This window comes from Intrasporangium sp., from assembly GCF_040414665.1.
GTDB lineage: Bacteria > Actinomycetota > Actinomycetes > Actinomycetales > Dermatophilaceae > Intrasporangium.
The window spans coordinates 36,364-61,235 of the sequence record NZ_JBEDUL010000152.1 but is presented as its reverse complement, the minus strand read 5'-3'; the positions used below and the strand labels follow the sequence as shown (position 1 = coordinate 61,235).

The window sequence follows — 24,872 nt, the reverse complement described above, 5'->3', positions numbered from 1 at the left end:
CAGTCCGAGCACTCCGTCCTGGCGTCCCCTTGCGTCGAGCAGTCAGCCGCGGCTGAGGTGGAAGCGCTGGAGCTGGCAGCTGCCCGCGTCGAGGTCGGCCCACTCGCCCGGGTAGCGCAGGACCGCGACGCCACTCGTCCCGAAGCCGTCCGCAAGCGCCTCGTGCGCCTGCCGCGAGCCATCTCCCTCGCTGAGCAGGCTGGTCAGCTGGGCGATGGTCGGGTTGTGCCCGATGACGAGGACGGAGGCCGTCTCTCCGGCATCCTCCCGGATGGTCTCGAGGGTGTCCTCGGCGCCGCCGATGTAGACGCTCTTGCGGTACTCGACGAACTCCGTGTGAGCGCCGCCCTTGCACGCCGCGTCCCAGGTCTGCCGGGTCCGGACTGACGTCGAGCAGATGACGAGGTCCGGCACGAGGCCCTGCTCCTTGAGCCACGTGCCGGCCGCATGCGCGTCCCGGCGGCCCCGTTCGGTGAGCTCCCGGTCATGGTCCACCTTGCCCGGAGTCTGCTCGGCCTTCGAGTGACGCATGAGGATGAGGGTCTTCTCTCGCGCTGCGTTGCTCATGTTCCGAGCATGCCCGGCGGTTCCGGCCTTGTCAGCCCCGAGCCCGAACCCGCTCGAGGTCGCGTCACCCTCCGGACACGGCGTTGATGATGTGCACCCGCGCGCCAGCCGGCACGACGGTGGCGAGCCCCTCGCCGCGCGTGGCGTCCTGGCCGTTGACGAAGACCTTGACGTGGGGGCGGATCCGCCCCCGCTCATCGCGAACCTTGCCGTCGAGGACCCGGTACTCGGTGAACGCGCGGTCGAGCAGCTGGCCGACGGTCTGGCCGCCCTCCACCGGGGCCACCTCGATCTCAGCGACGCCGCCGACGAGGTCGCGAAGCAGGCCCGGCAGGATGACCCGCACGGGGGTGGTCGTCATCGGCATCGCCTGGTCCACCGGCCGCGTCACTCGACCTGGGCCGCGCGCACGACGAGCACGTCGGGCAGCTGCGTGAGGATGCGGCTGAAGGTCTCACCCTCGTCGGTCGAGGCAAACACGTCGCCGTTGCGGGTGCCGACATACAGGCCCATGGGATCACCGCCATCGAGTCCAGCAGCGTCGCGCAGGACGCAGGTGTAGCTGTGGTCCGGCAGCCCGATGGCCTGCGTGCGCCAACTACCGCCCGAGTCGTCCGACCGCTGCACCTGGAGCTGCGCGCCCGGCGGGATGCGCTCGCCGTCGTCCTGGACCGGCACGTTCCAGACGACGCCGGGTCGACGCGGGTGCGCCAGGATCGTGAAGCCGAAGTCGGTCGGCAGACCGTCCGCGATCGACTGCCAGGTCGCGCCGCCGTCGCCGGACCGGTAGACGCCCTTGTGGTTCTGGGCGAAGAACTCACCGTCCGCGCCGCGCGCGACCTTGTGCACGCACTGGCCGTACTCGGGGTACTCGTTGTCGGGCTGAAAGTAGGCCCGGATGCCAGGATTGCTCGGCGCCCAGGTCTCCCCCGCATCCTGCGAGCGGTACACCCCGCCCGTACTCATCGCGACGAGCAGCTGCTCGGGCCTCCCCGGCTCGGGGACGATCGTGTGGACGGCGCCACCGCCGAAACCCGGCTCCCACGTGGGTCGGTGCGGGTGGTCCCAGAGGCCCCGCACGAGCTCGAAGCGCTCCCCCTTGTCGGAGCTGCGGAAGAGGGCATGCGGCTCGACGCCCGCCCAGACGACGTCGTCGTCGTTGGGATCGGGGGTGAGCTGCCAGACGCGCTCGAGGGCCGTGTCCGTGTCGCCGGGGAAGGCGAGCGCACGATCGGCGCTCTCGCTCCAGGTGCGGCCCGCGTCCTCGCTCACCTGCACCGTCGGGCCCCAGTGCCAGGACTTCACCCCGGCCAGCACGGACCGACGCCCGGCGCGGGTGTCGAAGGCGACCGAGGCCACCTCGCTCATGAGGAAGTGCGGACCCTCGACCGACCACTCCTGCCGGTCGGCGCTCCGGGCGATCCACAGCCCCTTCCGGGTCCCCACTGCCACGATCGTCTCAGCCATGTTCACAGTGTCCACTACGGCTCCGACAGTCCACAAGACAATACGCAGTGCCGTATGCCGCTGGGCTGGCTCACGCTCCCGGGCCCCTCCTCGCCGGCGGAGTCTGGCGCCGCCGCTCAGCCGCGGACGGAGGTGACCGGCTTGACGACGTTCTCGAGGGGACGGCCGTCTCGAAACGCCTCGACCTGGCGGCGCAGGAGCGCCAGGGCTCGTGGCGCCATCGCGGAGGTCGCTCCCCCGACATGCGGTGTGATGATGACGCCCGGAGTGCTCCACAGCGGATGGCCTGCCGGGAGCGGCTCAGGATCGGTGACGTCGAGCGCCGCGCGCAGCCGACCGGAGGAGCACTCCGCAACCAGGGCATCGGTGTCGACGATGGGGCCTCGCGCCACGTTGACGACGAGGGCGTCGTCCGGCAGCAGGGCCAGCACGGCGGCGTCCACGAGCCCGCGCGTCGAGTCGGTGAGCGGGACGACCAGGATGAGGACGTCGGCAGTTGCGGCGAGGTCGGGAAGCTCGTCGATGCCGTGCACCGCATTGACGAGGTCGTCACCGCCCCTGGCTCGGGAGGCGACCACCGTGACCTCCACCTCGAACGGCAGCAGCCGTGTCACGATCGCGTGGCCGATCCGGCCGTAGCCCACGATGAGGACCCGCTTGTCCGCGAGGGCGCGCCACATCCGTGGTGCGGCCCAGGACGACCTCGACTGCGCGCGCAGGTGTGTGGCGAGGTCGCGCTCGGAGGCGAGGGTGAGGGCGAGGGCCAGCTCGGCCGTGCTCGCGTCATGGATCCCGGCGCCGTTGCACAGCGTGACGCCCGGCGGGATGCGGTCGAGGACCGTCTCGTAACCGGCGGACAGCAGCTGGACCACCTCGAGCGCTGGCAGGTCGCGGAAGCGCTCCACCCTGGGCGGCGGGCCCATGTACGGAGGGACGACGAGTCGGAACTCAGCCTCGCGCTCGTGCGGGTGGGACGGATCCCACACGACCGTCTCGACGTGCGCGACGTCAGCCAGCCCAGCGGCATACGCCTCCTCTGGGACGGCCACGACGACGGGACGATCGGTGCTCATGCGCTCCAACCTACGACGTGGCGTCACGGTAGGCTCACCCGGTGACCCGGCCGCACGTGATGTCCATCAACGTCGGGGCGGGCGTCGCCCGGCCGTACGCCAGTGGCCCGACGACGGCGATCGACAAGGGACAGCTGCCGGACGGATCACTCGTCGAGGTGCGTGATCCCGGGCCGAAGCGAGGTGGGCTGGGCAGCGGGGTCGTCGGCGACGAGATCGGCGACCGCAAGCACCACGGCGGATCCCAGCAGGCGGTGTATGCCTACGCCCGCGAGGACCAGCTGTGGTGGGAGGTCGAGCTGGGTCGGCCCCTCGCACCCGGCGCCTTCGGCGAGAACCTCACCACGGTCGGGGTCGACACGACCCACGGGCTCATCGGAGAGGTCTGGCGGCTCGACGACGTCGTCCTCAGGGTCGAGGTGCCCCGGATCCCCTGCGCCACCTTCGCTGGGCACATGGGAGTTCCCCAGTGGGTCAAGCGATTCAGCGCCGCCGGCCGCACCGGGGCATATTTGTCGGTCGTCCGGCCCGGAACCCTTCGCGCCGGCGTGACCATCGAGATCGAGCGGCCGGAGCACGACATCGACCTCCTGCTCAGCTTCCGGGCAGCGATGGGCGACCTCGATGCAGCGCGTCGGGTCCTCGACGCGGGTGTGCTGCACCCCGACGAGCACGCCTGGCTGGCCGACAAGGTGGCCCGCCGCGGGCGGTGACCGCTCGCACCGTCGCGCCGAGAGACGCGGTGGCGCAAACCGGTTCCCGGCGATCGCATGGGACAGAATGAGGTATGCCGCCCACGCCCCGCATGCGCACCCGCCGGCTGGTCACGTGGGTGGTCGCCTCGTTGGTGGCACTCGCTGCGTGCACAGCCGGCACTCCGGCGTCCGAATCCGGCAAGACCCCGGCCGGCAGCCCCAGCACGACAACCGCAGCGGCGGCGACGACCAGCCCTGGGTCGGCCGCGACCGGCACGGCGACACCCTCGCCGACCCCGGTCCAGACCGGTCCGGCGACGACGCTGCTCGCCGGCCTGGAGGTGGCGTGGTCGATCGCCCTGCTGCCCGACGGGTCCGCCCTCGTCAGTGAGCGGAACACCGGTGACGTGTACCACGTCCCCGCGCCCGGGAGCGGCGGCCAGCCACGCGTCGTGGGGCGGCTGCCCATCGAACGGACGAGCGGTGAGGGCGGCCTGCTCGGCCTCGCGGTCGCGAAGGACTTCGGAGCGAATCCGGTGTTCTACGCGTACTACTCGACCGACAGCGACAACCGGATCGCCGCGGTGCCGTGGGGAGGTGACCGCATCGGCGAGCCGAAGGTCATCTTCCAGGGGATCCCCCGCGGCCAGAACCACAACGGTGGCCGGATCAAGTTCGGACCGGACGGCTATCTCTATGTCGGAACCGGCGAGGCGGGTGACACCTCCCTGTCGCAGAACCGCCAGTCGCTCGGCGGCAAGATCCTGCGCATCACTCGCGAGGGGGACGCGGCACCGGGCAACCCGTTCGGCGGCTCGCCCATCTGGAGCTACGGTCACCGCAACGTCCAGGGCCTCGCCTGGGACAGCAAGGGCCGGATGTGGGCCAGCGAGTTCGGCGCGTCGACGTGGGACGAGCTCAACCTCATCGAGCCGGGTCGCAACTACGGGTGGCCGGAGGTCGAGGGCAAGGCGGGCAACGACAACTTCGTCGACCCCGTGGCGCAATGGCCCACGTCCGACATGTCACCCAGCGGCATCGCGATCGGTCCGGACGGGGCGGTCTACATGGCGGCGCTGCGGGGAACGTCCGTCTGGCGCGTGCCGATTCGCGCAGATGGGTCGGCCGGGGAGCCCCAGCGCAAGCTGAATGGGACCTATGGCCGCATCCGCGATGTCCTGTTCGTCGGCGGCCGGCTGTGGCTCACCACGAGCAACGAGTCGAACGACAGGCTCATCTCGCTGCCGTTGTCCGACGTCGGGGCCGGGTGACGTTCCACGCGACGACGCCGCTGCCGATGACTAGAGTCCGAACCAGGGCGGCGCGAGGCCGTTGCACACCGAGGAGGTGAAGGTCATGTCGCAGTACGACGAGATCCTGGAGCAGGTCCCTCTCAGTCAGCTCGCCAGCCAGCTCGGGGTCGACGAGGGCGAGGCCCGGCAGGCGGCCGAGCAGGCACTGCCGGCGCTGCTCGGCGGCCTGCAGGCCAATGCCGCTGATCCCGCCGGCGCCAGCTCGCTCATGGGCGCCCTCGCCCAGCACCAGGACGGCGTCCCCGACGACCTCGACCAGGTCGACGTTGCCGACGGACAGAAGATCGTCGGCAACATCTTCGGCGACAACACCGACCAGGTCATGCACCAGCTCGGCGGGGTGGGTGGCGGCGCGACGGGCGACCTCGTCAAGAAGATGCTGCCCGTCCTCGCCCCCATCGTGCTGTCCTGGCTCGCCAAGAAGATGAGCGGCCAAGGTGGGCTGGGCGGAGCGCTGGGAGGCGTTCTCGGCGGGGACCAGCCGTCCGGACAGGGCGACTCGGGACCACTCTTCCCGGGCGGTCAAGGCGCGCAGAGCGCACCGACGCAGCAACCGGCCGGGGCGGGTGGGTCTGCCCAGCAGGGCTCGTCGAACCCCATCCAGGACGTCCTCGGCGGAATTCTCGGAGGCTCCGGTGGCGGGGACCTGCTCGGCGGGATCCTCGGGGGTCTGCTCGGCGGTGGCCGCCGCTGAGCCCGGGCCCCCGGCCCTCAGACGCGGGGGAAGGCCGGGGGGTGGACCCTCGCCATGCTCTCCAGCACCCGGACGACCTGGCAGCTGTAGCCGAACTCGTTGTCGTACCAGACGTAGAGCACGACACGGTCGTCTGCTGTGATCGTCGCGCGGCCATCGACGATGCCGGCGTACTGCGAGCCGACGAAGTCCGTCGACACGACCTCCGGGCTGTCGATGTAGTCGAGCTGCTTGTGCAGCGGTGAGTGCAGCGACGTGCGACGCAGATAGGTGTTGATCTCGTCCGGCGACGTCGGACGGTTCAGCGTGAGGTTGAGGATCGCCATCGACACGTCAGGCGTGGGCACGCGGATCGAGTTGCCGGTCAGCTTGCCCTCCAGCTCGGGGAGGGCCTTGGCCACGGCCTTGGCCGCGCCGGTCTCGGTGAGGACCATGTTGAGGGCGGCCGACCGGCCCCGACGCTCGCCCTTGTGGAAGTTGTCGATGAGGTTCTGGTCGTTCGTGAACGAGTGCACCGTCTCCACGTGGCCACCCACGATGCCGTACTCGTCGTTGACCGCCTTGAGCACCGGCACGATCGCGTTGGTCGTGCACGAGGCCGCCGAGAGGATGGTCTCGTCATGTGCCCCGTCGCGGCTGATGAGGTGCTCGTTGATGCCGGCGACGACGTTGGGCAGGTCGCCCTTGCCGGGCGCCGTGAGGAGCACCCGCGACACCCCGGGGCACTGGAGGTGCTGCGAGAGTCCCTCCCGGTCGCGCCAGCGGCCGGTGTTGTCGACGACGATCGCGTCCTCGATGCCGTAGGCCGGGTAGTCCACGGTGGTCGGGTCATCCGAGTAGATGACCTGGATGCGCGTGCCGTTCGCGAGGATGGTGTTCGCGTCCTCGTCCACGGTGATGGTGCCCTGGAACGATCCGTGGACCGAGTCCCGGCGCAGCAGGCTCGCCCGCTTCATCAGGTCGTTGTCGCTCCCCTTGCGCACGACGATCGCCCGGAGGTTCAGGCCGTCGCCCCGGCCCGTGTGGGCGATGAGGATCCGGGCGAGCAGCCGCCCGATCCGGCCGAAGCCGTAGAGGACGACATCGGTCCCACGGCGGCCGTCCCCGTTCTCTCGCCCGGTCGCGCCCTTGCGGCCGGCCACCTCACCGAGCTCGGTCCGCACCCACTCCGTCAGGTCGGCGTCGCCACCACTCTGCTTGTACTTCCTCGTCAGTCGGGCCAGGTCGACCGAGGCTGCCCCCGGGTCGACTGCCGCGAGCGCATGGAGCACGGGCAGCGTGTCGTGCAGGTCGAGCTCGACGTCGTCGATCCGTCGGGCGAAACGGTGTGCCTTGATGAGGTGGATGGCGGACTCGTTGATGAGCCGGCGCCCATAGATCGACGTGACGACGTTGTTCTGCCGGTAGAGCCGCCCGATGATCGGGATCATCGCCTCGGCGAGGGCCTGTCGCTCGGACCACTCCTCGTGGTGCTCCTCGGCAAGGCTCCCGGGAGACTGGTCAGTCGAAGGGTCGGTCAGAGCGGCTGGCGAGTGCGTCGTTGTCACGAGCCCCGAGACTAGGCGTGAGCGGACCTTGCGCCGGACGCGACCGTGCTGCCGTCGTGAGCAATCTCACTCTTGACAGGGCGAACTCACGTGAGTCGGGCAAGGATGAGCTCGCGCGCCCGGCCCGCGTCGGCCTGTCCCTTCAGCTCCTTCATCACCTGGCCGATGAGGGCTCCGGCCGCCTGGACCTTGCCGTCGCGGATCTTCGCGGCGATGTCCGGGTTGGCCTCGATGACCTTGTCCACGGCTGCCTCGAGTGCGTTGTCGTCCTGGACCAGCTCCAGCCCGCGGGCGTCGGCCACCTCGGTCGGGGTGCCCTCACCGGCGAGGACCCCGTCGAGGACCTGGCGGGCCATCGAGTCGTTGAGCCGACCGCTCGTCACGAGACGGTCGAGCTCGGCGACGTGCGCTGGAGCGAAACCCAGCCCAGCGGCATACGTCACGATGTCCTGGCCCTCGGCGTTGGCGCGCCGCGACGGTTCACCCAGCCACCACTTCTTCGCGGCTGCCGGGCTGGCCCCGGCAGCGACCGTCTCCTCGATGAGCTCGACCGCGCCGGCGTTGACGACGTCGCGCATCTCGAGATCGCTGTAGCCCCAGTCGTTCTGGAGGCGCTTGCGCCGCAGGCCAGGCGGCTCCGGCAGCGTCTTGCGCAGCGCCTCGACCGTGTCGCGGCTCGGCGCGACGGGCACGAGATCCGGCTCCGGGAAGTATCGGTAGTCGTCGGCGTCCGACTTGACCCGCCCTGAGGTCGTGATGCCGGTGTCCTCGTGCCAGTGGCGGGTCTCCTGCAGGATCGAGCCGCCTGCGTCGAGGATCGCCGCGTGGCGCGAGATCTCGTAGCGCACCGCCCGCTCGACCGAGCGGAGCGAGTTGACGTTCTTCGTCTCGGTGCGCGTCCCGAGGGGGACTGCGAGCTGCGCCTCGCCGCGCGGGTCGTCACCAGCGCGGGGACGCAACGACACGTTGGCGTCGCAGCGCATCGAACCCTGCTCCATCTTGACGTCGCTGACGTCGAGCGCGCGCATGAGGTCACGCAGGGCCGAGACATAGGCCCGCGCCACCTCCGGCGCCCGCTCCCCTGCGCCGACGATGGGCTTGGTGACGATCTCGATGAGCGGTATCCCCGCGCGGTTGTAGTCGACGAGCGAGTACTCGGCACCGTGGATGCGACCGGTCGCGCCGCCGACGTGGAGGGACTTGCCGGTGTCCTCCTCCATGTGGGCCCGTTCGATCTCGACCCGGAACACCTCGGTGCCACCGGCGCCGTCGTCGACCTCGACGTCGAGCCAGCCGTTGTAGGCGATCGGCTCGTCGTACTGCGAGGTCTGGAAGTTCTTCGGCATGTCCGGGTAGAAGTAGTTCTTCCGGGCGAAGCGGCACCATTCGGCGATCTCGCAGTTCAGGGCCAGGCCGATCCGGATCGCGGACTCGACCGCCTTCTCGTTGACGACCGGCAGGGCACCCGGCAGCCCAAGGCAGACGGGGCACACCTGGGAGTTCGGCTCGGCGCCGAAGACCGTCGGGCAGCCGCAGAACATCTTCGTGGCGGTGTGCAGCTCGACGTGGACCTCGAGCCCCATGACGGGGTCGAACCTGGCGATCGCCTCGTCGTAGTCGAGGACGGCGTCGACAGCAGAGGACGTCACGGCCATCTCAGGCTCCCTTCACGGCGGCACCGGCGCCGGCCTGGCCGGCGAGCTCGGGTGCCTTGGACAGGATCGGGGCGCCCCACCGCTCGAGAAGGGCCTGCTCGAGCGCGGCGCCGACGGTGTAGAGGCGCTCGTCCTTCGTGGCCGGCGCGAGGACCTGGATCCCGGCCGGTAGGCCGTCCTCGTCCGTGAGACCGGACGGGATGGACATGCCGGGCACCCCTGCGAGGTTTGCGGGGATCGTGGCAATGTCGTTGAGGTACATGGCCATCGGGTCGTCGAGCTTGTCGCCGAGGCGGAACGCCGTCGTCGGCGCCGTCGGGCTGACGAGGACGTCGACCTGCTCGTAGGCGCGCTCGAAGTCTTGCGCGATGAGCGTGCGCACCTTCTGGGCAGAGCCGTAGTAGGCGTCGTAATACCCCGAGCTCAGCGCATAGGTGCCGAGGATGATGCGGCGCTTGACCTCGTCGCCGAAGCCCGCGTCGCGCGTCACAGCCATGACCTGCTCTGCCGTCGGGGCGTCGACCCCCTCCGGCAGGAGGCGCAGGCCGTAGCGCATCGCGTCGAACTTGGCCAGGTTGCTCGAGGCCTCACTCGGCAGGATGAGGTAGTAGGCGGCCAGGGCGTAGTCGAAGTTGGGACAGCTCACCTCGACGACCTCGGCCCCCTGCTCGACGAGCAGCGCCACCGACTCCTCGAAGCGGGCCCGCACACCGGACTGGTAGCCCGCGCCGCCGAGCTCCTTGACGACGCCGATCCGCATCCCCTTGACGTCGGCGCGGCGGGCCGCCTCGACGACCGGTGGCACCGGAGCATCGATCGAGGTGGAGTCCAGCGGGTCGTGCCCGCCCATGACGACGTGGAGCAGGGCAGCGTCCAGGACGGTGCGAGCGCAGGGGCCCGCTTGGTCGAGGCTGCTCGCGAGCGCCACGAGGCCGTAGCGCGACACGCCCCCATAGGTGGGCTTGGTCCCGACGGTCCCGGTGACGGCGGCCGGCTGGCGAATCGAACCGCCTGTGTCGGTGCCGGTGGCGAGCGGCGCCTGGAAGGACGCCACGGCGGCGCTCGACCCGCCTCCCGAGCCGCCGGGGATGCGGTCGAGGTCCCACGGGTTACGGGACGGGCCGTAGGCCGAGTGCTCGGTGGAGGACCCCATGGCGAACTCGTCCATGTTGGTCTTGCCGAGGATCGGCATCCCCGCCTCCTTGAGGTGGCGGACGACGGTCGCGTCGTAGGGCGGGATCCAGCCCTCGAGGATGCGGCTGCCGCACGTCGTCGGCAGACCCTTGGTCGCCATGACGTCCTTGACGGCGATCGGCACGCCGGCGAGCGTGGGCAGGCGCTCCCCCGCTGCGCGCCGCTCGTCGATCGCGCGAGCCGTCGCGAGCGCCCCGTCCACGTCGACGTGGAGGTAGGCGTGCACCTGCTCGTCGACGGCAGCGATCCGGTCAAGGTGGGCCTGGGTCACCTCGACCGAAGAGATCGTCTTGCTCGCCAGGCCCTCGGCGAGCTCCGCCGCAGAGGCGCGAGTCAGGTCAGTTGTCACGTCAGTTGCCTTTGTCCCTCAGGGAGTTCACGAAATGGTTCCGTATGCCGCTGAGCCGGCTGGGCGGCATGCGTGCCGTTGGTCTGTGGTCGGCTCACCCGAGCTGTCAGCTCGGCCTGCGGACCGGTCAGTCCTCGTCGAGGATGCGCGGGACCGCAAAGCGCCCGAGCTCCTGCTCCGGCGCACCCGACAGCGCCTCCTGGGGGTTGAGCCCGGGGCGGACCACGTCGGGTCGGGTCACGTTGGTCAGCGGCATCGGGTGCGACATCGGAGGAGCGTCCTCGATCGGGGCCTGCTGGACCTTGGCGACCGACTCGAGGATGACGGACAGCTCGCCGACCATGCGATCGAGCTCGGCGTCCGAGAGGTCGATGCGAGCCAGCCCGGCGAGGTGGGCGACGTCGGCACGGGTGAGTGTGGACATGCCGGCCAGTCTATGGGCCGGAGGATGCGCTCCCGACCGCCCACCCCCCGGGTGAAAGCCACGTCCCCGACGGCCGGCCCGGCAGCCCGGGCCCACTCCTCCTCGAGTGTGCACTTTGCGTTGGTAGCAAGTGCACACTCGACCAGGTGCCAGCCCGGCTCGAAGTGCACACTCGACCACGTCCCCGACGGCAGGCCGGGCAGCCCGGGCCCACTCCTCCTCGAGTGTGCACTTTGCCTCGGAAGCAAGTGCACATCCGACCAGGTGCCAGCCCGGCGCGAACCGCACACTCGACGTGGTGGTGGGTGGGTCAGGAGCGGGGCCGGTTCCGCCGCGCGATGACCTGCTCGCGGATGAGGTTGCGGGCCGTGCCCCAGATGCCGTGGCGGAAGAGCAGGACGATGAGGACGAAGATCGCACCGGTGATCATGGCGATGCCGCTGACCCCCGCGGACGCGAGGTAGTCCTCGAGATACACGACGACGCCCGCGCCGACCAGGCCGCCCCAGAGCGTCCCGATCCCACCGAGGACGGTGATGAGCACGACCTTTCCGGACGTCGTCCAGGCGACCTCCTGGAGCGAGGCGAACCCGTGGCTGATCGAGAAGACGCCGCCGGCCAGGCCCGCGAGGCCCGCGGAGATGACGAAGACGACGATCTTGTACTTCTCGACGTTGTACCCGAGGGCCCGGGCGCGGGCCGGGTTGTCACGGATCGCGGTGAGGACCCGCCCGAACGGCGAGTTGACGACCCGCCAGGCGACGACGATCCCGATGAGGATGACGGCGGCGCCGGCGTAGTAGAAGTAGAACGAGTCGGATTCGACGGACTCGACGCCGAAGAAGTTCTTCGGGATGCCCTGGAGGCCGTTCTCTCCGCCGGTCAGGTCGCGCAGCTGGTTGACGATGAAGTAGAGCATCTGTGCGAAGGCCAAAGTCACCATCGCGAAGTAGATGCCCGTCCGCCGCACGGAGAGGTAGCCGATCGGCACCGCGATGGCCATGGCGAAGACGGCGCCCCCGAGCACCGCGAGCGGGAACGGCCAGCCGGTGTTGATCGCGATGAGGCCGGTGGCGTACGCGGATCCGCCCCAGAAGGCCGCGTGGCCGAAGCTGAGCAGACCGGTGAAGCCGAGCAGCAGGTCGACGCTGATCGCGAACAGTCCCCAGCAGAGGATGTCCATCGCCACAGGGGGGTAGATCTGGTAGGGCAGCAGCACGAGGACCGCGAGGCCCACGAGGAGCATGACGTAGCGCCAGGGGCTGCGACGCGACAGGATCGACGGCTTGGCGAGGTCGATGTCGGTGCGGTCGGTGAGCTGTGGGTCGGCGGTCATGCGATCTCCTCCCGTCCGAACAGGCCAGCAGGGCGGACGAGGATGACGAGCGCCATCAGGACGAAGATGACGATCTGGGCGTAGGCGGGGCGGTAGGCGACTCCATAGGCCTCGACGAGACCGACGAGGAACCCGGCGACGACCGCCCCGCGGATCGAACCGAGTCCGCCGATGACGACGACGGCGAACAGGATGATGATGAAGTTGCTGCCCATCTCGGCGGTGATGGCGCGAGTCGGAGCCGCGAGGACGCCGGCCAGGCCGGCCAGGGCGATGCCGAAGCCGAATACCGGGGTGACCCAGCGCCCGACGTTGATGCCAAGGGCACGGGTGCGCTCTGGCGCCTCGGTCGCGGCCCGGACGATCATGCCGATCCGGGTCCGCGTCAGGAGCAGTCCGACCCCGACGCACACGGCGACCGAGAAGAGGCACGCGAAGATGGCGTAGGTGGGCAGGGTCAGGCTGCCGACGCTCACCTGCCCGCTCAGACCCGGCGGGACCTGGTAGGGCAGGCCAGAGACGCCGTAGCGCTGCTTGACCGCCTCGACGAGCACGAGGGTCAGGCCGAAGGTGAGCAGGAAGTTGTAGAGCGGGTCGAGCGGGAGCAGCCACTGAACGAGCGCGCGCTCCATGAGCACTCCGAAGCCGAACATGAGGATCGGCACGATGACGAGCGCGAGCCAGAAGTTGACGTTGAGCTCGGCGAGCAGCACGGCTGCGAGCACGGCCCCGAGCATGTAGCAGGCGCCGTGGGAGAAGTTCACAACGCCGAGGACGCCGAAGATCACCGCGAGGCCGAGGGCGGACAGGGCGTAGAAACCGCCGGCCGCGAGGCCCTGGAGGGTGTACTGGATGAATGCGCTCATGAGGTTCCTGGACCTTCTGGTCTCGGCCCCGCCGTGGGACGGGGTGCCGGATGCCGCCCGGCACCCGGCACCACGTCGCCGTGACGGGGTCAGGTCACATCTTGCAGGCGTCCGACACCGGCCCGAAGGCCTCGGCCGCGGGGATCGTCGTCAGGATCTCCTCGTAGTCCCAGTCCTCCTTGACCTGGTCCTTGGTCTTGACCTTGGCCAGGTAGGCGTCGTGCAGGACGCGGTGGTCCGCGGCGCGGATCTCACCGTTGCGGAGGAAGACGTCGTTGATCTTCTTGCCCTCGAGCTTGGCCACGACAGAGTCGGCGTCATCGGTGCCGGCCTCCTGGATCGCCTCGAGGTACTGGAGGGCGGCCGAGTAGTTGCCGGCGTGTGCGAAGGACGGACGGGTGTTCGTCTTCTCCTGGAACCGATCGGCCCACTTGCGGTTCTGGTCGTCGAAGTTCCAGTACCAGGCGTCCGTGAACTGGGTTCCGGAGAACTGCTCGACACCGAGCGAGTGGATGTCGGTGATGAACATCAGGCCCACGGCGAGGGTGGCCTTGTCCTGCATCCCGGCCTGGTTGTACTGCTTGACGAAGTTGATGAGGTCGCCGCCGGCGGCCATGATCCCGACGACGTCGGGGTTGGTCGAGGCCGCCTTGGTGATGAACGTCGCGAAGTTGTCGTTGGGGAACGGCGTGGGGATCGACTGCTGGACCTCGCCACCGGCGCCCTGGATGGCCGTCGTGAACGACTTGTTCATGTCCTGGCCGAAGGCGTAGTCCGGGTAGACGATGGACCACGTCTTGCCGCCGTTCTTGACGGTCGCGGTGCCCGTGCCGTGGGCCAGCATGAAGGTGTCGTAGGCCCAGTGGAAGGTGTACTTGTTGCACGACTCACCGGTCAGGGCTGTCGTGGCGGCACCGATGTTGATGTACATCTTCTTCTTCGCCTGGGCCTGCTTCGCGACGGCCAGGGCGGCCGAGGACGTGGGGACGTCGAGGATGATGTCGGCGTTCTGCCGGTCGTACATCTCCTGCGCCTTGGTGTTGGCGATGTCGGGCTTGTTCTGGTGGTCGGCCTGGACGACCTCGATGCTCTTGGCGACCGCCTTGTCGCCGTACTTGGCCTGGTAGTCCGCGATGGCCATCTCGATCGCGACCTTGGAGTTCGGCCCGGACAGGTCCTTGTAGACGCCTGACTGGTCGTTGAGCAGGCCGATGACGACCTTGTCGTTGGTCAGCTTGGCGTCTCCGCCGGACTGCGGCCCGCCGGCTCCGCCGCCACAGGCCGCCAGCGCCAGCGACGCCGAGGCCGCGATGGCCACGGTGCCCGTGACCTTGTTCCTGCCACTCATGTCCCCTCCTGGGATGTCATGCCTTCTGGATGGTGCATTGCGTCGTGCCGGGTGCCCGGCATCGGGGCCGAGGGATGGAGGTGTGCTACATCCCGAGATAGGTGAGCAGCTCGCCCTCGCGGGCTTGGAAGTCCGCGTTGTCGAGGTGCTCGACGACCCTCCCCTGTGCGAGGAGGTAGTGCCGGTCCGCCACGGTGGCGGCGAACTTGACGTTCTGCTCGACGAGCAGCACGGCGACGCCCTGGGCCTTGATCTCGCGGATGATCTCTCCGATGCTCTGGACGATGACCGGGGCGAGACCCTCGCTCGGCTCGTCCAGCAGGAGCAGGCGCGCGCCCATCCGCAGGACCCGTGCCATGGCGAGCATCTGCTGCTCGCCGCCCGACAGCTTGGTGCCGGGAAAATCCCTGCGCTCGTGGAGCGCGGGGAAGAACTCGTAGATCCGCTCGAGACTCCAGCCGTCGTCGTGGACGACGGGCGGCAGCATGAGGTTCTCGGCGACGGACAGCGAGGCGTAGATCCCGCGGTCATCGGGAACCCAGCCGATACCCAACCAGGCGCGCTGGTTCGGGGATCGCTTGTGCAGCTCGATCCCGTCGAACGTGGTCGATCCCTGCACCTGCTTGTGCAGGCCCATGATGCAGCGGAGCAGCGTCGTCTTGCCGGCACCGTTGCGACCGACGAGCGTGACGACCTCGCCCTGGCCGACCTCGATGCCGACATCGGAGAGCACCCGCGCCTCGCCGTACCAGGCGGAGACTCCGGCGACCTCGAGCGAGGTCCGGGTCGAGGTCCTGGCTGGCGTCTCAGTCATGGGCTGCTCCGAGGTAGGCGGTGATGACACGCTCGTCGTTGCGCACCTCGTCGTAGCTGCCCTCGGCCAGCACCTGCCCCGACTGGAGGACGGTCACCGTGCTGGCGAGCGATCCGACGACGTGCATGTTGTGGTCGACGAAGACGACCGTGCGGCCCTCGGCGAGCTGCTTGACCAGGGCGATCGTCCGGTCGACGTCCTCGATGCCCATCCCGGCCGTCGGCTCGTCGAGCAGGAGCAGCTTGGGATCGAGGGCCATGGCGATCGCGAGCTCGAGCGCCCGCTTCTGACCATAGGCGAGCGAGCCCGCCGGAAGGCCCGCACGGTCGGCGAGACCGACGTGGTCGAGCAGCTCCATCGAGCGATCCCGGAAGACCGCCATGCGTTTGATGGAGCGCCAGAACTGCATGCCCATTCCGGTAGGGCTGGCCAGGGCCAGCTCGACGTGCTCGCGGAGCGTCATCTGGTCGAAGAGGCTGGTGATCTGGAAGGACCGGGCGATCCCGAGCGGGGCGATCTCCTCCGGCTCCTTGCCGGTGATGTCCTTGCCGTCGAACACGATCGAGCCGGACGACGGGGAGAGGAACCCGGTCAGGAGGTTGAACAGCGTGGTCTTGCCTGCTCCGTTGGGGCCGACGAGCGCGTGGATGGTGCCCTCGGCGACGGAGAGGTTGACGTCGGAGACCGCCTTGAACCCGCGGAACTCCTTGGTCAGGGAGCGGGTCTCGAGCAGCGGCGCATCCTTGGACACCTGCACCTCCTCGTGCATAGCTGGTCTGACTCGTGCGGATGATGGACTTTGTCCGGGAATGGCCTCCCGACTCCGGCAACTCTAGGAGTCGGCCAGACGCGAGGCACGGGCCCTCCCCACACACCTGCGGGTTGGGTATGGCCCGAGGCCACATCTCCCGTGCGCGGCGACCGCAACGGCGGCAGCAGGGCTACAGGGGGGCAACGAAGCGGTAACGATCAGGCGCCAACTGGTCCGGGTACACCGAGGCCGAGGTGCGCCGTCGGGAGCCGTGAGCTCCCGGTCGGTCAGTCGGGCGAGCCGGTCTGGAGCAACCGCACGAACTGGGCCTCGTCGAGGACGGGCAAACCGAGTTCCTCGGCCTTCGCGGCCTTGGAGCCGGCGTTGGCTCCCACGACGACCCAGTCGGTCTTCTTCGACACCGAGCTGGCGGCCTTGCCGCCACGGCTGATGATCGCTTCCTTCGTCTCGTCGCGCGAGAAGCCCTCGAGCGAGCCGGTGACGACGACCGTCCTGCCCTCGAGGGTGCGCTCCACCGACTCGTCCACGTCGTCCTGCATGCGCACCCCGGCAGCGGCCCACTTGCGCACGATCTCGGCATGCCAGTCCACCCGGAACCACGCGGTGACCGACTCGGCGATGATCCCGCCGACGCCCTCCGCCTCGGCCAGCTCCTCCGTGCTCGCGGACCGGATCGCGTCCATCGATCGGAAGGTCGCCGCGAGAGCCCGGGCGGCGGTCGGACCGACGTGACGGATCGACAGCGCGACGAGCACGCGCCAGAGCGGTTGCGACTTGGCCTTCTCGAGCTCGGTCAGCAGCTTCTCGCCATTGGCGGACAGCACCCGGCCGGCCACGACGTGCTCGGCCGGGTCGGTCTTCTTCGCCGCCCGGGTGTAGAGGGTGACCGTCGACAGCCGCTCCCGCGTCACGCCGTAGCGGCCGGCCTCCGGGCTGTCCGCCCGCGGCACGAACAGGTCGCCCTCGTCGGTGATGACCCTCGACTCCAGGAGCGCGATCGAGCCCTCCCAGCCGAGTGCCTCGATGTCGAGCGCCGACCGGGAGGCGAGCCCGAAGATCCGCTCCCGCAGCTGGCTGGGGCAGGACCGGCCGTTGGGGCACCGGATGTCCTTGTCCCCCTCCTTCTCCGGCGCGAGCGCTGTCCCGCAGGCCGGACACTGGGTCGGCATGACGAAGGCACGCTCGCTCCCGTCGCGCAGGTCGACGACCGGCCCGACGATCTCCGGGATGACATCCCCTGCCTTGCGCAGCACGACCGTGTCCCCGATGAGCACGCCCTTGCGTTCGACCTCGAACTGGTTGTGCAGCGTCGCCTGCTCGACCGTCGACCCGGCGACGACGACGGGCTCCATGACGGCGTACGGCGTGACCCGCCCGGTGCGGCCGACGTTGACGCGGATGTCGAGCAGCTTAGTGTTGACCTCCTCGGGGGGGTACTTGAAGGCGATGGCCCATCGCGGCGCCCGCGACGTCGTGCCCAGCTGGCGCTGGAGCGCCACCTCGTCGACCTTGACCACGATGCCGTCGATCTCATGGGTACCGTCGTGGCGGTGCTCCCCGTAGTAGGTCACGAACTCCTCGACCTCGGAGATCTCCTCGAGCACCCTGACCTTGTCGGACGTCGGCAGGCCCCAGGCCTGCATGACCTCGTACCCCTGGCTCTGGCGCTCGAGGTCGAAACCCCGTCTGGCCCCGATCCCGTGGACGAGCAGCTGGAGTGGCCGACTCGCCGTGACCTTCGGGTCCTTCTGCCGCAGCGACCCGGCAGCCGCGTTGCGCGGGTTGGCGAACGGCGCCTTCCCCGCCGCCACGAGCGAGGCATTGAGGTCGGCGAACCCAGCGGTCGGGAAGAAGACCTCGCCGCGGATCTCCACCAGCGCTGGCACGTCCGCACCGTTCAGCCGCTCGGGCACACCCCTGATGGTGCGCACGTTGTTGGTGACGTCCTCGCCGGTGCGGCCGTCGCCCCGGGTGAGCGCCCGAACGAGCCGACCATCCTCGTAGAGGAGGTTGATGGCCAGGCCGTCGATCTTGAGCTCCGTGAGGAAGTGGGATCCGGTGCCCACCTCACGCTCGACCCGCTCCGCCCACGCACGCAGCTCCTCGAAGGAGAACGCGTTGTCGAGGCTGAGCATCCGCTCGACGTGGTCGACCGTCTCGAAGCCGGTCGCGAACGCCGCACCACCGACGTTCTGCGTCGGGCTCTGGGGCGTGCGCAGCGAGGGCCACTGCTCCTCGAGCTCGTTCAGACGGCGGATGAGCGCGTCGTACTCACCGTCGCTGATCGTCGGCGAGTCCTTGACGTGGTAGTTGAACTGTGCCGCACTCGCTTGCTCGGCGAGGTCGGCCCACTCCTGGTTGACCTCGACGGGAATCGGGTCCTCGACGACGGCCGGACCGGAACCGGCGCGCGGGACGTCGTTCTCGGGGATCTCACGCTCGGTGATCTCGCTCACCCGCCCCATCCTGCCAGCCACCCCTGACGGCCCGGCTGGAGCGGCACCGAGCCCAGCGGCATACGACAGGTCCACGAGCGGCGACGGCGGGAGAAGACCGGACGACGCGGTGCGGATGGTTTTGGTGATGCGTGCGTTCATCAGCGACACTGGTCAATGGGGTGTTTTGGCCTGCGATCCCGGATGTCGGCGGCGCGGGCACCGGTAGGTCCTGAGGGGAAGTACGTGAACGTCACCATTCGATCCGTCCGCCAGACATGTGTCGCGGCCATCGCTGTCGTCGGCCTGCTCGGTGTCGCGGCCTGCTCGGCCGAGGCGCCCGTCACGGCGGCCGGCCACGGTGCTGCGACGGGCGGCTCCCCGTCGGCGGCCGCGTCGACAAAGACACCCACGACCGTGCCCGTCAGCTGGATCACCACGCCGAAGTCGGGCGCCCAGGACGTCTCGGTCGACACGCGCGTCTCGGCGCGGACCGAGAACGGGACGCTGACCAAGGCCTCGCTGTCCTACGTCAGCAAGAAGGGCAACAAGGTTCCCGTCGACGGCTGGCTCGAGTCCGGCACCTGGACCTCGAGCGACCTGCTCGAGCCGGGGGTCAAGTACACCTTCAACCTCACGGCGACGGACGAGTCCGGCAAGCAGCAGAAGTCGAAGCGCTCCTTCTCCACGGCTGACCTGACCCTCGACGACCAGATCTGGACGAAGGTGTACCCCGACGGCGGCACCGTCGGCATCGGCATGCCGGTCATCGCCACGTTCGACCTGCCCGTCGTCGACAAGGCCGCGTTCGAGAAGCGCATGAAGGTCACCTCCCAGCCGGCGCAGGACGGATCGTGGTACTGGCTCTCCGACCGCGAGGCCCACTGGCGACCGCAGAACTACTGGAAGCCGGGCACGAAGGTCCACGTCGAGGCCAACCTCAACGGCGTCCCCGCGGGCGGGGGTCGTTTCGGCGAGCAGAGTGTCGTCACGGACTTCACGGTCGGGCGCTCGGTCATCGCGAAGGTGAACCTCAAGACGCACATGATGGACGTCGTCATCAACGGCAAGAAGGCGAAGTCGATCCCGGTCTCCGGCGGCCGGCCCGGCTGGGAGACCCGCTCCGGCGTCAAGGTCATCATGGAGAAGTTCACTGACTTCACCATGAAGGCCGAGTCGATCGGCCTCAAGGAGGGCGACAAGGACTACTACCACGACGTCAAGGTCAAGCGGGCTCTGCGCATCACGCACTCCGGCGAGTTCCTCCACTCGGCGCCCTGGTCGGTCCGCCAGCAGGGTCACGAGAACGTCAGCCACGGGTGCGTCGGCATGAGCGACGCGAACTCGATCTGGCTCTACGACAACATGCGTGTCGGAGACGTCGTCGAAACCGTCGGCACCAAGAAGCCGATGACGATGGGCAACGGCTACGCCGACTGGAACCTCAGCTGGGCCACCTGGCAGAAGGGCTCCGCCCTCTGACCCGGCCTGTCGGCCCACCAACAGAGGCCGTATGCCGCTGGGCGGGCTTCCGTCGCACGCCCCGTGTGCGGTCGGTGCCGTTCAGCTGTCGCGGGGCGCGCGCCGGGGACGGGTGACCGCCACCGCGGCACCCAGCACCAGGGCCGCACCGGCGACCTGCCACGCCCCGAGCCGCTCCCCGAGGAACGCGTAGCCGAGCCCGACCGACACGATCGGGATGAGGTAGGTGACGAGCGAGCCGACCTGCTGGCCCACCGCCCGGAAGACGTCGAACTGGAAGAGGTAGGCCAGCCCGGTGCCGAGGACCCCGAGGGCGAGGATCGAGAGGATCGGTCCGGCGCCGCCACCCGTCGCGTCGACGGCCGGGGACCACGGCCCCGGGAACCGCTCGCGGTGGAACCCCCACCAGACGAGGAGCACGATCGTCATCTGCCCGGCTGCGACGGTGAGCAGCGCGGCCGGGAGCTGGAGGCCGCCCAGGTCGGCGTGCGAGAGGTACTTGCGCACCCAGGTCCACCCGAGGCCGTACGAGGCACCAGCGATGAGGGTCAGGCCGAAGCCCACGAGGTCCGGCTGGCCGGCGCTCTCCCAGGGCTGGGCGATGAGGGCCACGCCGACGAAGCCGACGACGATCGCGAGGATCCGCCGGCCGGGCAGGCGCTCCGACGGGACCATGGCCATCGTCGCGAGGACGGTCGCGATCGGCGTGATGGCGTTGCCGATGCCGGCGAGCGCAGAGCTGACGCGCTCCTCCCCGAGCGGGAAGAGGACGAACGGCAGGGAGGCGAGGAAGACGGCCACGACGAGCAGGTGGCGCCAGACGTGCCAGGATCGCGGGAGGCGACCACCGGTGAGGCGGAGCAGGAGCAGGACGGTCATCGCACCGAGGACGATGCGACCGGTCGCGATCTGGACCGGTGAGAACCACCGGAGCCCGATCTTCATGAAGAGGAAGCTGGCGCCCCAGATGACCGCGAGCGAACCGAACTTGACCTGCCACGGGACCCGCTGCCGGTGCACCGGCATCACGTCGGCTGCCGATCCTGCACCACTGTCCACCGTTGTCACTTCCCGAGTCACTCGCACACGATAACGACGGCCACCGACCGCCTCCCGTGAGGTGCTTCTCGTGGACTGGTCACCGGCCTGGCGGGCGCTACTTGAGCTGGGCCGAGCTGAGGCCGAGCAGCCGTCGGGCGACGACGAGCAGCTGGATCTGCTGGGTGCCCTCGAAGATGTCGAGGATCTTCGCGTCCCTGGCCCACTTCTCGAGCAGCTCGGTCTCGCCGTAACCCGTCGGTCCGGCGAGCTCGACACAGGCGAGGGCGATGTCGACGCAGGCGCGACCCGCCTTTGCCTTGGCCATCGAGGCCTCCATCGAGTTGGGACGTCCGTTGTCCGCCATCCACGCGGCCCGCATCGTGAGCAGGTAGGCGGCCTCGTACTCTGCCTCGAGCGTGGCGAGCCGGGCTGCGGCCGCGCTCTGGCCGAGCGGCGGACGGTCCCAGTCGACGCTGATGCCCCTCTGGGCCAGCAGATCGCTCGTCGTGTCCAGGCAGGCGCGGGACAGGCCGACCGCCATCGCCGCGACGAGGGGACGGGTGTTGTCGAAGGTGGCCATGGCGCCGCCGAATCCCGCCTCGGTGCTGATCCCGGGGTCGCCGAGCAGGTCACTGGACGGCACCCGGCAGTCGTCCAGGTGGAAGGCGGCGGTGTCGGAGGCCCGGATGCCGAGCTTGTGCTCGAGCCGGACGAGCTTGAGGCCTGGGTTGGTCCGCTCGACGACGAACGACTTGATGGCTCCCTTGCCCAGGCTGCCGTCGAGCGTCGCCCAGACGACGACGAGCTCGGCTCGCTCGCCGCCGGTGACGAAGATCTTCTCGCCGTTGAGGACGTAGTCCGGCCCGTCCTTGACCGCCGTGGTGCGGATCGCCCCGGAGTCGGAGCCGGCTTCCGGCTCGGTGATGGCCATGGCGGCCCAGCGCTTGCCGTAGCGCGCCTTCTGCTCCTCGGTTGCGACCGCAGCGATGGCGGCGTTGCCCAGTCCCTGCCTCGGGATCGACAGGGCGAGCCCGACGTCACCGCGGCAGGTCTCCATCACGGACAGCACCGACGAGAGGTTGGCGCCGTTGCGGTTGTCGCTGCCGCGTGGCGCTTTCCGACCGGAGCCGACGGCAGCCCGGGCCGATCCGTCCTTGGTGCGAGTGGCGGCAGCCACTCCCGCGCCCTGCCCGGCGCCCGCGTCGGTGAGCCCGTCGATGACGGCGGAGACGAGGTCGAGCTCGACGGGGTAGGCGTGCTCGGCCCGGTCGTACTTGCGCGAGATCGGCCGCATCACCTCGTCGGCGAACGCGCGGGCCCGGCCCAGCAGCGGGATGAACTTGCGGGGGACCTCGAGATTGATCACGTCAGCAGCACCCCCTCGAGGATGCCCGCTCCGCGCAGGTCCCGGTACCACCGCTCGTTGTCGAACTCCTTGACGAAGCCGTGGCCCCCGAGCAGCTGGACGGCATGCGAGCCGATCTGCGCGGCGTGCGTGGCCGTCAGCTGGCGGGCGTGGGCGATGAGGCGAGCGGCGTCCTTGCCCTGGTCCAGTCGGGACGCGGCGCGCCAGACGACCAGGCGCAGCCCTGCGAGCTCGATGGCGATGTCGGCGACGGTGAACGCGACGGCCTGGCGGTGCGCGATCGGCTCGCCGAAGGCTTGCCGCGTCAGCACGTAGGGGATGAGCTGGTCGAGGGCGGCTTGCGCGGTCCCGCAGGCGGCGGCGGACCAGGCGAGCCGGGCGCGCCGCACGGCGTCCAGATGGTCATCGGTCGTGCCGAGCAGGTTGGTCGCCGGGACCACCACGCCGTCCAGTGCGATCCGACCGGTGGTGGAGGCGCGGATGCCCATGGCGGGGTCGTCGGCGACGGTGATCCCCCGCGTGCCCGCCTCGACGAGGACGAGGCGCGGCACCCCGTCGACGAGGACCGAGATGACGAGCAGGTCGGCCTCGGCCGCCCCGACGACGAGGGACTTGGCGCCGTTGATGACGAGGTCGCTCCCGCGGGTGGTTGCCGTCGTGGTGGGCGACAGGGGGTCGAACAGCGGCCCGTGCTCCATGAGCGCGAGCGAGGCGCGTGCGGGGGGACTGCCGCTCGTGAGGGCAGGCAGGTAGGTCGCCTGCTGCGCACTGGAGCCGTAGTTCGCGAGCGCCGTCGCCACGGCGGCGGGAGCCAGCAGCGCCGTCGCGATGCCCAGGTCGCCACGGGCCAGCTCCTCGACCACGAGCGCGGCGGTGACGGCCGAGCGCTCCTCGGCGATGCCGCCGAGCGCGCTCGGGACGCCGACGAGGTGCAGGCCGAGCTCGGCGGCCGCACGGCGCACTCCCTCGGGGACCGAGCGGTCGGCATCGGCCCGTGCTCCAGCCGGCCGGATGATGTCGTCGGCCAGCCGGGCCGCCGCCAAGCGGAGCTCCTCCTGGTCCTCGGAAGGGGTCAGGTCGAACTCTCGCCGAGGCCGAGCCGGTGCAGTGCGGGCCGGGTCGCCACGGCCCGGCCGCGATGCGAAGGGTCGCCTCGAGGCGGCCTCGACAGCCGCGAACGCGCCCTTGCTGCCCCGGTAGAGCAGGCTTTCGACGGTCCGGCGGACTTCGGGGTTGCCCAGCATGGGTAGGGAGCCCACCTTGGTGATCAGGCGCAGCCCGATCCGCTGCCCGCGGTCGCCGAAGCGGAGGGAGCTGGGGGCGGCCATGACAGCCACCTTACCCCGGGTAGGTTTGCTCCCTGTCGAGGTGAACGTGCCGCGGGGCCCGCGGCACGTTCACCTCAACCCACATGGACGCGCTCGGTCAGCTCCCGCGCTGCGTCGACCGCGGCGCGCTGGATTGCCAGGGCGAGCTGCGGGGGCGCCCCCGCCAGGCCACACGCCGGCGTGACGACGACGTCCGAGAGCGAGCTCAGCGGCATACCGACTCGGTGCCAGGCGTCAGCGATGCGGTCGGCCACCTCGACCGCCCGGGTCACCGACCCGTCCGTGGGCACGGCGCCCGCATACAGATGGATGCCGTCCTCGACGGCCACGGCCACCCCCTCCCAGCCGCGCGGACGGAGCTGCGCGATGTCGAGGGACAGCGCCGCCGGGCGCGCCGAGCGGAGGAGCGGCAGGGGTGGGTCGGAGCTGCAGCAGTGGATGACGGTGTCGCCGTCGTGCGCCTCGAGCACCCTCGCCAGTCCAGCAGCGGCCACCTGCGGATCGAGGGAGGGCAGCCGTCCGTACCCCGACGCAGTGGGCAGCCGACCCGAGAGGACCGTCGGGAGTGACGGCTCGTCGACCTGGAGCACGACGTCGGCGCCGGGGAGGAGCCGTCGCACAGTTGCCACGTGGGCCCGGACGCCTTCGGCCAGCGAGTCGACGAGGTCCCGGCACGCCCCCTCGTCGGCGACCACCCGCTCGCCGCGGGGCAGCCAGAGCGATGCGGCGAGGGTCCACGGCCCGGCGACCTGCAGCTTGATCGGGCCGACCTGCCCCTCGAAGGTCTCGGCGAGCTCGTCGAGGTCCTCGCGCATCAGCGCCGCCGTCCGATGTGCGTCGCGGCCCGGCCGGTCGACGAGGCGCCAGCCGGTCGGCTGGAGGTCCACGGGGAGCTCGACGAGCAGGCCGGCGGTGCGCCCGACCATGTCCGCCCCGGGCCCACGTGCGGGCAGCTCGGGCAGGTAGGGCAGGTGGCCGTCAAGGACCTCGCGCACCTGGCCGAGCGCGTCGCGCACCGACGTGCCCGGCCAGGAGCCGATCCCCGTTGCCTGCGTCACGGCCCCCACCCTAGGCCCGCCCCGTCCCCCGCAACACACCGAGCACCG

Annotated in this window: 22 protein-coding genes; 4 read left to right on the top strand and 18 right to left on the bottom strand. The window is 70.0% G+C overall.

From position 1 onward, the window contains the following. Nucleotides 1-42: 42 nt before the first annotated feature. The 4 genes from ABF401_RS16425 to ABF401_RS16410 form a co-directional block, all read right to left on the bottom strand. The gene (locus ABF401_RS16425; protein ID WP_353510649.1) at nucleotides 43-567 is read right to left on the bottom strand and encodes a SixA phosphatase family protein; all 525 of its coding nucleotides are present in this window, start codon (nucleotides 565-567) and stop codon (nucleotides 43-45) included. 64 nt (nucleotides 568-631) lie between these two features. Continuing rightward, entirely contained in the window at nucleotides 632-928 is a 297-nt protein-coding gene (locus ABF401_RS16420; protein ID WP_353510648.1) for a MoaD/ThiS family protein, read from the bottom strand. A 26-nt stretch (nucleotides 929-954) separates the two neighbouring features. Further along, nucleotides 955-2,034, bottom strand: coding sequence for a WD40/YVTN/BNR-like repeat-containing protein (locus ABF401_RS16415; RefSeq protein WP_353510647.1), 1,080 nt, complete (start codon nucleotides 2,032-2,034; stop codon nucleotides 955-957). 116 nt (nucleotides 2,035-2,150) lie between these two features. Beyond that, nucleotides 2,151-3,107, bottom strand: a complete 957-nt coding sequence (locus ABF401_RS16410; protein WP_353510646.1) for a 2-hydroxyacid dehydrogenase — start codon at nucleotides 3,105-3,107, stop codon at nucleotides 2,151-2,153. 41 nt (nucleotides 3,108-3,148) lie between these two features. Between ABF401_RS16410 and ABF401_RS16405 the strand changes: the two genes are divergently transcribed. The 3 genes from ABF401_RS16405 to ABF401_RS16395 all read left to right on the top strand — a co-directional run bounded on the left by ABF401_RS16405 (nucleotide 3,149) and on the right by ABF401_RS16395 (nucleotide 5,809). Beyond that, on the top strand, nucleotides 3,149-3,820 hold the full coding sequence (locus ABF401_RS16405) for an MOSC domain-containing protein (RefSeq protein WP_353510645.1): 672 nt from the start codon (nucleotides 3,149-3,151) through the stop codon (nucleotides 3,818-3,820). A gap of 74 nt (nucleotides 3,821-3,894) precedes the next feature. Then, nucleotides 3,895-5,073 carry a PQQ-dependent sugar dehydrogenase gene (locus ABF401_RS16400; protein ID WP_353510644.1) on the top strand — a complete coding sequence of 393 codons (1,179 nt, stop codon included), beginning with the start codon at nucleotides 3,895-3,897 and terminating at the stop codon, nucleotides 5,071-5,073. An 85-nt stretch (nucleotides 5,074-5,158) separates the two neighbouring features. Beyond that, the gene (locus ABF401_RS16395; protein WP_353510643.1) at nucleotides 5,159-5,809 is read left to right on the top strand and encodes a DUF937 domain-containing protein; all 651 of its coding nucleotides are present in this window, start codon (nucleotides 5,159-5,161) and stop codon (nucleotides 5,807-5,809) included. A 17-nt stretch (nucleotides 5,810-5,826) separates the two neighbouring features. On the opposite strand, the gene ABF401_RS16390 is transcribed toward ABF401_RS16395, so the two are convergent. From ABF401_RS16390 to ligA, 10 genes are all read right to left on the bottom strand, one after another. Beyond that, nucleotides 5,827-7,329 (bottom strand): glyceraldehyde-3-phosphate dehydrogenase, encoded by a 1,503-nt coding sequence (locus ABF401_RS16390; RefSeq protein WP_353510656.1) that lies wholly within the window; start codon nucleotides 7,327-7,329, stop codon nucleotides 5,827-5,829. 113 nt (nucleotides 7,330-7,442) lie between these two features. After that, complete coding sequence (gatB, locus tag ABF401_RS16385; RefSeq protein WP_353510642.1) at nucleotides 7,443-9,011, bottom strand: Asp-tRNA(Asn)/Glu-tRNA(Gln) amidotransferase subunit GatB; 1,569 nt, start codon at nucleotides 9,009-9,011, stop codon at nucleotides 7,443-7,445. A 1-nt stretch (nucleotide 9,012) separates the two neighbouring features. Beyond that, nucleotides 9,013-10,554 (bottom strand): Asp-tRNA(Asn)/Glu-tRNA(Gln) amidotransferase subunit GatA, encoded by a 1,542-nt coding sequence (gene gatA, locus ABF401_RS16380; RefSeq protein ID WP_353510641.1) that lies wholly within the window; start codon nucleotides 10,552-10,554, stop codon nucleotides 9,013-9,015. Between the two features lie 127 nt (nucleotides 10,555-10,681). Further along, a complete protein-coding gene (gene gatC, locus ABF401_RS16375; RefSeq protein ID WP_353510640.1) occupies nucleotides 10,682-10,978 on the bottom strand; it encodes an Asp-tRNA(Asn)/Glu-tRNA(Gln) amidotransferase subunit GatC in 297 nt (98 codons plus the stop codon). A gap of 310 nt (nucleotides 10,979-11,288) precedes the next feature. After that, the gene (locus tag ABF401_RS16370) at nucleotides 11,289-12,314 is read right to left on the bottom strand and encodes a branched-chain amino acid ABC transporter permease (protein WP_353510639.1); all 1,026 of its coding nucleotides are present in this window, start codon (nucleotides 12,312-12,314) and stop codon (nucleotides 11,289-11,291) included. Beyond that, nucleotides 12,311-13,180: a branched-chain amino acid ABC transporter permease gene (locus ABF401_RS16365; RefSeq protein ID WP_353510638.1), complete on the bottom strand. Its 870-nt coding sequence runs from the start codon at nucleotides 13,178-13,180 to the stop codon at nucleotides 12,311-12,313. The genes ABF401_RS16370 and ABF401_RS16365 overlap by 4 nt, the downstream gene beginning before the upstream one ends. A gap of 94 nt (nucleotides 13,181-13,274) precedes the next feature. Then, nucleotides 13,275-14,528 (bottom strand): ABC transporter substrate-binding protein, encoded by a 1,254-nt coding sequence (locus ABF401_RS16360; RefSeq protein ID WP_353510637.1) that lies wholly within the window; start codon nucleotides 14,526-14,528, stop codon nucleotides 13,275-13,277. A gap of 85 nt (nucleotides 14,529-14,613) precedes the next feature. Beyond that, the gene (locus tag ABF401_RS16355; RefSeq protein WP_353510636.1) at nucleotides 14,614-15,342 is read right to left on the bottom strand and encodes an ABC transporter ATP-binding protein; all 729 of its coding nucleotides are present in this window, start codon (nucleotides 15,340-15,342) and stop codon (nucleotides 14,614-14,616) included. Further along, on the bottom strand, nucleotides 15,335-16,093 hold the full coding sequence (locus ABF401_RS16350; RefSeq protein ID WP_502908271.1) for an ABC transporter ATP-binding protein: 759 nt from the start codon (nucleotides 16,091-16,093) through the stop codon (nucleotides 15,335-15,337). Before ABF401_RS16350 ends, ABF401_RS16355 begins: the two co-directional genes overlap by 8 nt. Nucleotides 16,094-16,380: 287 nt before the next feature. After that, nucleotides 16,381-18,579, bottom strand: coding sequence for an NAD-dependent DNA ligase LigA (gene ligA, locus ABF401_RS16345; RefSeq protein WP_502908272.1), 2,199 nt, complete (start codon nucleotides 18,577-18,579; stop codon nucleotides 16,381-16,383). 216 nt (nucleotides 18,580-18,795) lie between these two features. Here ligA and ABF401_RS16340 point away from each other — a divergent pair, with 216 nt between their 5' ends. Beyond that, on the top strand, nucleotides 18,796-20,031 hold the full coding sequence (locus ABF401_RS16340; RefSeq protein WP_353510633.1) for an Ig-like domain-containing protein: 1,236 nt from the start codon (nucleotides 18,796-18,798) through the stop codon (nucleotides 20,029-20,031). Nucleotides 20,032-20,112: 81 nt separating this feature from the next. Here the strand turns inward: ABF401_RS16340 and ABF401_RS16335 are convergent, their stop codons facing one another. The 4 genes from ABF401_RS16335 to ABF401_RS16320 all read right to left on the bottom strand — a co-directional run bounded on the left by ABF401_RS16335 (nucleotide 20,113) and on the right by ABF401_RS16320 (nucleotide 24,824). Then, nucleotides 20,113-21,111 (bottom strand): DMT family transporter, encoded by a 999-nt coding sequence (locus ABF401_RS16335; RefSeq protein ID WP_353510632.1) that lies wholly within the window; start codon nucleotides 21,109-21,111, stop codon nucleotides 20,113-20,115. A 76-nt stretch (nucleotides 21,112-21,187) separates the two neighbouring features. Continuing rightward, on the bottom strand, nucleotides 21,188-22,438 hold the full coding sequence (locus tag ABF401_RS16330) for an acyl-CoA dehydrogenase family protein (protein WP_353510631.1): 1,251 nt from the start codon (nucleotides 22,436-22,438) through the stop codon (nucleotides 21,188-21,190). Beyond that, the gene (locus ABF401_RS16325; RefSeq protein WP_353510630.1) at nucleotides 22,435-23,766 is read right to left on the bottom strand and encodes an acyl-CoA dehydrogenase family protein; all 1,332 of its coding nucleotides are present in this window, start codon (nucleotides 23,764-23,766) and stop codon (nucleotides 22,435-22,437) included. The genes ABF401_RS16330 and ABF401_RS16325 overlap by 4 nt, the downstream gene beginning before the upstream one ends. 74 nt (nucleotides 23,767-23,840) lie before the next feature. Further along, nucleotides 23,841-24,824, bottom strand: coding sequence for a methionine synthase (locus ABF401_RS16320; RefSeq protein WP_353510629.1), 984 nt, complete (start codon nucleotides 24,822-24,824; stop codon nucleotides 23,841-23,843). Nucleotides 24,825-24,872: the final 48 nt, after the last annotated feature.

Excerpts from the sequence above, each read along its gene's own strand:
- ligA (WP_502908272.1), bottom strand. The coding sequence starts at position 18,579 with ATGGGGCGGGTGAGCGAGATCACCGAGCGTGAGATCCCCGAGAACGAC.
- ABF401_RS16415 (WP_353510647.1), bottom strand. The coding sequence starts at position 2,034 with ATGGCTGAGACGATCGTGGCAGTGGGGACCCGGAAGGGGCTGTGGATC.
- ABF401_RS16325 (WP_353510630.1), bottom strand. The coding sequence starts at position 23,766 with ATGGCCGCCCCCAGCTCCCTCCGCTTCGGCGACCGCGGGCAGCGGATC.
- ABF401_RS16370 (WP_353510639.1), bottom strand. The coding sequence starts at position 12,314 with ATGACCGCCGACCCACAGCTCACCGACCGCACCGACATCGACCTCGCC.
- ABF401_RS16360 (WP_353510637.1), bottom strand. The coding sequence starts at position 14,528 with ATGAGTGGCAGGAACAAGGTCACGGGCACCGTGGCCATCGCGGCCTCG.
- ABF401_RS16365 (WP_353510638.1), bottom strand. The coding sequence starts at position 13,180 with ATGAGCGCATTCATCCAGTACACCCTCCAGGGCCTCGCGGCCGGCGGT.
- gatB (WP_353510642.1), bottom strand. The coding sequence starts at position 9,011 with ATGGCCGTGACGTCCTCTGCTGTCGACGCCGTCCTCGACTACGACGAG.
- ABF401_RS16395 (WP_353510643.1), top strand. The coding sequence starts at position 5,159 with ATGTCGCAGTACGACGAGATCCTGGAGCAGGTCCCTCTCAGTCAGCTC.
- ABF401_RS16420 (WP_353510648.1), bottom strand. The coding sequence starts at position 928 with ATGACGACCACCCCCGTGCGGGTCATCCTGCCGGGCCTGCTTCGCGAC.
- ABF401_RS16400 (WP_353510644.1), top strand. The coding sequence starts at position 3,895 with ATGCCGCCCACGCCCCGCATGCGCACCCGCCGGCTGGTCACGTGGGTG.
- ABF401_RS16355 (WP_353510636.1), bottom strand. The coding sequence starts at position 15,342 with ATGACTGAGACGCCAGCCAGGACCTCGACCCGGACCTCGCTCGAGGTC.
- ABF401_RS16410 (WP_353510646.1), bottom strand. The coding sequence starts at position 3,107 with ATGAGCACCGATCGTCCCGTCGTCGTGGCCGTCCCAGAGGAGGCGTAT.
- gatC (WP_353510640.1), bottom strand. The coding sequence starts at position 10,978 with ATGTCCACACTCACCCGTGCCGACGTCGCCCACCTCGCCGGGCTGGCT.
- ABF401_RS16425 (WP_353510649.1), bottom strand. The coding sequence starts at position 567 with ATGAGCAACGCAGCGCGAGAGAAGACCCTCATCCTCATGCGTCACTCG.